Source organism: Noviherbaspirillum sp. (assembly GCF_036846085.1).
GTDB lineage: Bacteria > Pseudomonadota > Gammaproteobacteria > Burkholderiales > Burkholderiaceae_D > Noviherbaspirillum.
In genome coordinates this window covers 1-6,398 of the sequence record NZ_DAIUCO010000285.1, presented here as the reverse complement: position 1 = coordinate 6,398, position 6,398 = coordinate 1, and the positions used below count along the sequence as shown (strand labels likewise).

Below are 6,398 nucleotides of genomic sequence, written 5' to 3'. Positions count from 1 at the left end.
TTCGCGTCCAGGATGAATTTGCTGCCGTTTTCAAGATTGATCTTGCCGTTCTCGAACTTGCCGACGCGGATCTTCGGACCTTGCAGGTCGGCGATGATGGCGACTTCCTTGTTGCACTTGGCGGCAATCTGGCGCACCAGGTTGGCGCGGTCGATATGGTCCTGCGCCTTGCCGTGGGAGAAATTGAGCCGTACCACATCCACGCCGGCTTCGATCATCCGGGTAAGAATCTCGGGCTCGCTCGATGCGGGACCGATGGTGGAAACGATCTTGGTTGCTCTTTGCCTCATGAATTTCCTTTATCGACGGGACCGCGAGCGCCGCAGTCACCGCTGGATTACTTCGCACGCTGCAGCAGGATGTCGACCGCCGGCAGGGTTTTCCCTTCGAGGAATTCAAGGAAGGCGCCGCCGCCAGTGGAGATGTAGCCGATGCGGTCGGCAATGTTGTATTTCGCGATGGCCGCGAGCGTATCGCCGCCGCCGGCGATGGAAAAGCCCTTGGATTCGGCAATGGCCATCGCAAGGGTCTTGGTGCCTTCGGCGAACTGGTCGAATTCGAATACGCCGACCGGGCCGTTCCAGACGATGGTGCCGGCCTGGCCGATCTGCTGTGCCAGTTGCGCCGCAGTCCTGGGGCCGATATCGAGAATCATGTCGTCGTCCGTCACGTCGGCCACATCCTTGACGGTGGCAGCCGCGGTTGCGGAGAATTCCTTGGCGCAGACGACGTCCACCGGGATCGGTACCGACGCGCCGCGTTTCGTCATCATGTCGAGAATGGTCTTCGCTTCGTTGACGAGGTCGGCCTCCACCAGGGACTTGCCGATCTTGAGGCCGGCAGCCAGCATGAAGGTGTTTGCAATACCGCCGCCGACGATCAGGTTGTCGACCTTCTCCGCCAGGGTCTTCAGAATGGTGAGCTTGGTCGACACTTTCGACCCGGCGACGATGGCCACTAGCGGGCGCGCCGGCTGGCCGAGCGCCTTGCCGAGCGCGTCAAGTTCGGCAGCCAGGAGCGGTCCGGCGCAGGCGATCGGCGCGAATTTCGCGATGCCGTGGGTGGTGGCCTCCGCTCGGTGGGCGGTGCCGAACGCATCGTTGACATACACATCGCACAGCTTCGCCATCTTCTGCGCGAGTTCATCGCTGTTCTTCTTTTCGCCCTTGTTGACACGGCAGTTTTCCAGCAACACCACCTGGCCCGGCGCGACATCGACGCTATCGACCCAGTTCTGCTTCAACTCGACCGGCTGGCCCAGCAATTCGGACAAGCGTGCCGCGATCGGCGCCAGCGAGTCTTCCGGCTTGAACTCGCCCTCGGTCGGACGGCCGAGGTGGGAGGTGACCATGACGGCGGCGCCGGCCTTGAGTGCCTGCTGAATCGCCGGAACGGATGCGCGGATGCGGGTGTCTTCGGTGATATTGCCGTTGTCGTCCTGCGGGACGTTGAGGTCGGCTCGGATGAAAACGCGTTTGGATTGAAGCTGGTTGCGGGCGATCAGGTCACTCAGTCGATTGAATTGCATGGTTGCCGAAATGTATTGAAAACATGGAAAGACCGCTATTTTACCCCACTGCATCGGTCAAAATCCCCGTTTTTTGCCCGCATTCGATCTACATCAGTAAGCGCAAAGCGGTGAAAAGCACCATGCCGACAATGATCGTTCCCAGCAGCCGCCGGGTGGTGAGGAAGAACACCGCCGCCCCGATGCCTGCGAACAGCTTGGGATTGTGCCAGGTCAGGTCGAGTGCTCCGCCGTTCAGCACGAGGTCGGGTGCAACGATGGCGGCCAGCGCGGCGGCGGGCGCATAGCGCAGCGCATGCTGCACTTTCGGCGGCAGTTTCACGGCATTGCCGAAGATGAAGAAGGAACAGCGGGTGACGATCGTGGCCACCAGCAACAGGCCTATCGTGATCCAGGTGTCGACGGCGTTCATGCGGACCGCCGTTTCCGGTCCAGGACCATGTCGACCGCCATGGCGACCGACATGCCGACGACGACCGCCAGCAGCAACCCGAGCCGATAGGGCAACCCGGCCGCCGCGATCGCCACCGTGGCTGCGATCACTACGCCGGCGAGCGCCGCCGCATTGACGATCAGCGGAATCGCGATGGCCAGCAGCGCCAGCGTGCCGGCGTAGCCGACACCCCAGCTGGGCGGAATCTGGCTTCCCAGCAGGATGCCGGCCACCGATCCGGCTTGCCATGCACACCAGTTGGGATAGCCAATCCCGGTGAAGAAGCCAACCTTGCCTTCCGGCTTATCCATCGAGCTTGCCGGAAAGCGTTGCGGGAAAAGGCCCATGGTGATGTCGGCATTGAAATAGCCATACCAGACCCGCTTGTACCAGGGCAGATGGGCAAAATGCGGCCCGAGCAGCGCGGAAAAAATCACGAACCGCAGGTTCACGACTAGCGCCGTCACAAACACTACCGACACAGGCACGTTGGCGGCGATCAGGGGCACGGCGGCGAGTTGCGCCGATCCGGCAAATACGATGAAGGTCATGCCGAGCGCCTGCCAAAGGGTCATCCCGGCTTTCACCATGGCCATGCCGGTCACCATGCCCCAAGCAAAAATGCCCGGCATGGTCGGCAGGCATGCTTTCAAGCCATCCTTGAACGCCTGCCGTTCGATGAGCAATGCGTCCGTTTGCGCGATAGCGCGCGGCTCTGTATCGGTTTGAATGTTATTCATAAAACAAGATGCGGGCCGCTCGGAAACGCAACAACCTCGTGTCGACCTGCAACGGCCGGAAAGCGGGAACAGGATGGCGGAGGGTCGCTGGACGGATGGCGCGGCATTGCCTTGAAATCAAGCACTGGTCATCCGGTTGCCGGGCGGGTTGCTGGAAGGGGTTTGCATACCCTGCATTTAATCGGACGCCTATTCTACCGGCGATATTCCGGCCCGGCTGAATCCGTTAAAATCTCGGCTTTGCAATACTCACTGGAGACTTCGACATGTCCATGGCAGACCGCGACGGAAAAATTTGGAAGGATGGCAAGCTGATCGACTGGCGCGACGCGACTGTCCATGTGCTGACCCATACCCTGCACTACGGCATGGGCGTTTTTGAAGGCGTGCGCGCCTACAAGACCGCACAAGGCACGGCGATCTTCCGCCTCAAGGAACATACCCAGCGGCTATTCAATTCGGCCAAGATCTTCCAGCTCAACATCCCGTACGACATGGAAACCGTGATGGAAGCGCAGCGCCAGGTAGTGCGCGAGAACAAGCTTGAGTCCTGTTACCTGCGCCCGCTGGTCTGGATCGGCTCGGAAAAAATGGGCATCGCGGCCAAGGGCAACACCATCCATGTGGCGATCGCCGCCTGGCCCTGGGGCGCCTACCTCGGCGAAGAAGGCCTGGCGAAAGGCATCCGCGTCAAGACCTCGTCCTTCACCCGCCATCATGTGAACGTGTCGCTGGTGCGCGCCAAGGCCTGCGGCTACTACATCAATTCGATCCTCGCCAACCAGGAAGCGCTGACCGACGGCTACGATGAAGCGCTGCTGCTCGATACCGAAGGCTATGTATCGGAAGGCTCGGGCGAAAACGTCTTCATCATCAAGAACGGCAAGATCTACACACCCGACCTCGCCTCCTGCCTGGACGGCATCACCCGCGATGCGGTGCTGACCATGGCGCGCGACCTTGGGATCGAAGTGATCGAAAAGCGCATCACGCGCGATGAAATGTACTGCTGCGACGAAGCCTTCTTCACCGGCACCGCGGCGGAAATCACGCCGATCCGCGAACTCGACAACCGCCAGATCGGCGAAGGCAAGCGCGGCCCGGTGACGGAAAAACTCCAGTCGCTGTTCTTCGAGGTCGTGGCTGGCAAGGCGCCCCAATACCAGCACTGGCTCACCCTCGTCTAATCAATTCGGAACACTCATGAACGATTCAACTCAGCAAATGAGCTTCGTGGAACTCGACGGCAAGGATCTGCCGGCGTACTGCCCGAACCCATCCATGCCCATCTGGTCTTCCCATCCGCGCGTGTACCTGGATATGGGGGATCACGGCGAAGGCAAGTGCCCCTACTGCGGGACGGTGTATCGTTTGAAACCGGGCACTGTCGTCAAGGGCCACTGAACCGGTCGCCCTGCTGCAGCGACGTTTCCACGGCGTCGTGACCTCAGGTTCCGACCCGGATGCGGCAGCAACCAGCCCGCATCCGGCGACTCGGCCAGTACGACGCCTGCAGGGAGGCGTTGCTCTATACTGTTCTCTCCAATCGCAGGCGTTCGACGCGCCTGCTTGCAACACTTCCGCATGGAAAGGAGAAGCTGCACACCATGCCAGCCACCAATAAGAATTTCGATACGGTAGAAGATACCGAAGCCACTTTCTACGATGCGATCAGCCGCGCCGACCTGGAGGGCGTGATGAGCGTCTGGGCGGATGAAGAAGATATCGTCTGCATTCATCCTGGCGCACCACGCCTCGTCGGCCATTCGGCAATACGCGGCTCCTGGGAACAGATCTTCGAGCAGGGCGGCGTGCATATCCGTCCGGTGCAACTGCACGTCACCCAGAACATGACGACATCGGTGCGCAATGTCATCGAAGAGGTCCAGCGAACCAGCTCCCGGCAACGGGAAATCCACATCCTCGCCACCAACGTCTACATGAAGACGCCGCAGGGATGGCGGATCGTGAGCCATCATGCCTCGGTGGTACCGGGCGACGCGCCGTCCGATACGCCAATCTCGGTGCTGCTGCACTGATGCACTATGCCCCGCCGAAGTGGCTGCCCGGCGGCCACCTGCAGACAATTTTTCCGGCGACCTGCGTCGCCAAGCCGGCGGTCACCTACCGGCGCGAGCGCTGGCACACGCCGGACAATGATTTCATTGACGTGGACTTTGTCGACGGCAAGCCGGGCCGGCCTTTCATCGTGCTGTTCCATGGACTGGAAGGATCGTCCGACAGCCACTATGCCCGTTCACTGATGGCGCATGCCGCGTCGCTCGGCTGGTCCGGCGCGGTCCCTCATTTCCGTGGCTGTTCCGGTGAGCTGAATCATGCGCCGCGCTTTTATCATTCCGGCGATGCGGCGGAAGTCGACTGGATCGTGCGTCGCCTGAAAGCCGAACGCAACCGGCATCCGCCATCGAGATTTTATGCAGCCGGTGTATCGCTTGGCGGCAATACACTATTGCGATGGCTTGGCGAATCCCAGCACCGGGCCGATATTGTCGACGCTGCGTGCGCAGTCTCCGCGCCGCTCGACCTGGCAGGCGGCGGTGCCGCGCTGTCAAAAGGCTTCAATCTCGTCTATACCCGCGCTTTCCTGCAAACCCTGAAACCGAAATGCCTGCGCAAGCTGGCGCAGTTTCCGGACCTGTTCGACCGCGACCGCATGCTCGGCGCACGCACCCTGTATGAATTCGATAACGTCGTGACCGCCCCGCTGCACGGTTTTCGCGATACCGATGACTATTGGCATCGTGCCAGCGCAAAGCATGTGCTGCAGGACATCACGGTACGCACGCTGGTGTTGAATGCGAAGAACGACCCCTTCCTGCCGCCTCAACATTTGCCCCAAATCGCATCGCGGCACGTCACGCTGGACTATCCTGAACAAGGCGGGCATGTCGGCTTCGCCGCGCCCGGCGCGGCATCCGGCAGGCTGAACTGGCTTCCACGGAAAATCATCGCTTTCCTGGATGCCGCCTGACACTTGGGGACACATCATGGACGACATCGTAAAACAGGCAATGGCCAAATGGCCCAACGTGCCGCATTGCTTCGGCTGGCTGGCGCTGGATGCGCGCGGCGGCTGGCGGATGCGCGACGATCGCGCGCAGGCGCAAAAGCTTCCAGGTGACAAGATCGCCAACGCGGCGCTGCTCGGCTTCATCAACCGCAATTACACCGTCGACGAACATGGCCGCTGGTATTTTCAGAACGGGCCGCAGCGGGTCTACGTCAACCTTGAAGCCACTCCCTACATCGCACGAACCGATCCGGCTGAAGGGTTCGTCCTGCATACCGGCGAGCCGCTTCGCGACATTGAAGAAGCCTGGATGACGGAGGCTGGCCGCTTGCTGCTCAAAAATGGAAAGTACGTCGCCCTGGTGGATGACCGGGACATGGCGCAGTGTGTCGCTGCCATGCGGATGGGTGGTCAACCGGTGACGGACGAGCAGCTGCTCGGGTGGCTGGGTCAGGAGCAGGACGGCGCTGGATTAAGCTTGAGCAATGCAGGCCGCGAGATCGCAGTGCGCCGCATCCGCAGCCAGGACATCGCGTCGACTTTCGGATTTGTGATGGCGCCGCAGGCGGATGCAGCGAAGTAGCGTCGACACATACTTGTCATTCCCGCGCAGGCGCACTGGTGTCCGGAATAATCTTGTTGACATGTTCATCAGAATAGACAGGG

General features: G+C 60.9%; 9 protein-coding genes. 5 read left to right on the top strand and 4 right to left on the bottom strand.

The genetic code is table 11. From position 1 onward, the window contains the following. The 4 genes from V7080_RS22560 to V7080_RS22545 form a co-directional block, all read right to left on the bottom strand. Nucleotides 1–290 (bottom strand): pyruvate kinase (locus tag V7080_RS22560; RefSeq protein WP_334190626.1); only part of this gene is annotated, 290 nt, incomplete at its 3' end. Nucleotides 291–337: 47 nt separating this feature from the next. After that, nucleotides 338–1,528, bottom strand: a complete 1,191-nt coding sequence (locus V7080_RS22555) for a phosphoglycerate kinase (RefSeq protein WP_334190625.1) — start codon at nucleotides 1,526–1,528, stop codon at nucleotides 338–340. A gap of 88 nt (nucleotides 1,529–1,616) precedes the next feature. Further along, nucleotides 1,617–1,940, bottom strand: coding sequence for an AzlD domain-containing protein (locus V7080_RS22550; RefSeq protein ID WP_334190624.1), 324 nt, complete (start codon nucleotides 1,938–1,940; stop codon nucleotides 1,617–1,619). Continuing rightward, complete coding sequence (locus V7080_RS22545) at nucleotides 1,937–2,701, bottom strand: AzlC family ABC transporter permease (protein ID WP_334190623.1); 765 nt, start codon at nucleotides 2,699–2,701, stop codon at nucleotides 1,937–1,939. Before V7080_RS22545 ends, V7080_RS22550 begins: the two co-directional genes overlap by 4 nt. Nucleotides 2,702–2,967: 266 nt before the next feature. Between V7080_RS22545 and V7080_RS22540 the strand changes: the two genes are divergently transcribed. The 5 genes from V7080_RS22540 to V7080_RS22520 are packed head-to-tail and all read left to right on the top strand — an operon-like array spanning nucleotide 2,968 to nucleotide 6,315. After that, nucleotides 2,968–3,888 carry a branched-chain amino acid transaminase gene (locus V7080_RS22540; protein ID WP_334190622.1) on the top strand — a complete coding sequence of 307 codons (921 nt, stop codon included), beginning with the start codon at nucleotides 2,968–2,970 and terminating at the stop codon, nucleotides 3,886–3,888. A 16-nt stretch (nucleotides 3,889–3,904) separates the two neighbouring features. After that, on the top strand, nucleotides 3,905–4,105 hold the full coding sequence (locus V7080_RS22535; protein WP_334190621.1) for a zinc-finger domain-containing protein: 201 nt from the start codon (nucleotides 3,905–3,907) through the stop codon (nucleotides 4,103–4,105). Between the two features lie 59 nt (nucleotides 4,106–4,164). Then, complete coding sequence (locus V7080_RS22530) at nucleotides 4,165–4,740, top strand: YybH family protein (RefSeq protein WP_334190620.1); 576 nt, start codon at nucleotides 4,165–4,167, stop codon at nucleotides 4,738–4,740. After that, nucleotides 4,740–5,693, top strand: coding sequence for a YheT family hydrolase (locus V7080_RS22525; RefSeq protein WP_334190619.1), 954 nt, complete (start codon nucleotides 4,740–4,742; stop codon nucleotides 5,691–5,693). The genes V7080_RS22530 and V7080_RS22525 overlap by 1 nt, the downstream gene beginning before the upstream one ends. Nucleotides 5,694–5,709: 16 nt before the next feature. After that, nucleotides 5,710–6,315, top strand: coding sequence for a DUF2946 family protein (locus V7080_RS22520; RefSeq protein ID WP_334190618.1), 606 nt, complete (start codon nucleotides 5,710–5,712; stop codon nucleotides 6,313–6,315). Nucleotides 6,316–6,398 lie beyond the last annotated feature (83 nt).

Coding starts and splice junctions, on each gene's coding strand:
- V7080_RS22555 (WP_334190625.1), bottom strand. CDS start 1,528: ATGCAATTCAATCGACTGAGTGACCTGATCGCCCGCAACCAGCTTCAA.
- V7080_RS22550 (WP_334190624.1), bottom strand. CDS start 1,940: ATGAACGCCGTCGACACCTGGATCACGATAGGCCTGTTGCTGGTGGCC.
- V7080_RS22545 (WP_334190623.1), bottom strand. CDS start 2,701: ATGAATAACATTCAAACCGATACAGAGCCGCGCGCTATCGCGCAAACG.
- V7080_RS22540 (WP_334190622.1), top strand. CDS start 2,968: ATGTCCATGGCAGACCGCGACGGAAAAATTTGGAAGGATGGCAAGCTG.
- V7080_RS22535 (WP_334190621.1), top strand. CDS start 3,905: ATGAACGATTCAACTCAGCAAATGAGCTTCGTGGAACTCGACGGCAAG.
- V7080_RS22530 (WP_334190620.1), top strand. CDS start 4,165: ATGCGGCAGCAACCAGCCCGCATCCGGCGACTCGGCCAGTACGACGCC.
- V7080_RS22525 (WP_334190619.1), top strand. CDS start 4,740: ATGCACTATGCCCCGCCGAAGTGGCTGCCCGGCGGCCACCTGCAGACA.
- V7080_RS22520 (WP_334190618.1), top strand. CDS start 5,710: ATGGACGACATCGTAAAACAGGCAATGGCCAAATGGCCCAACGTGCCG.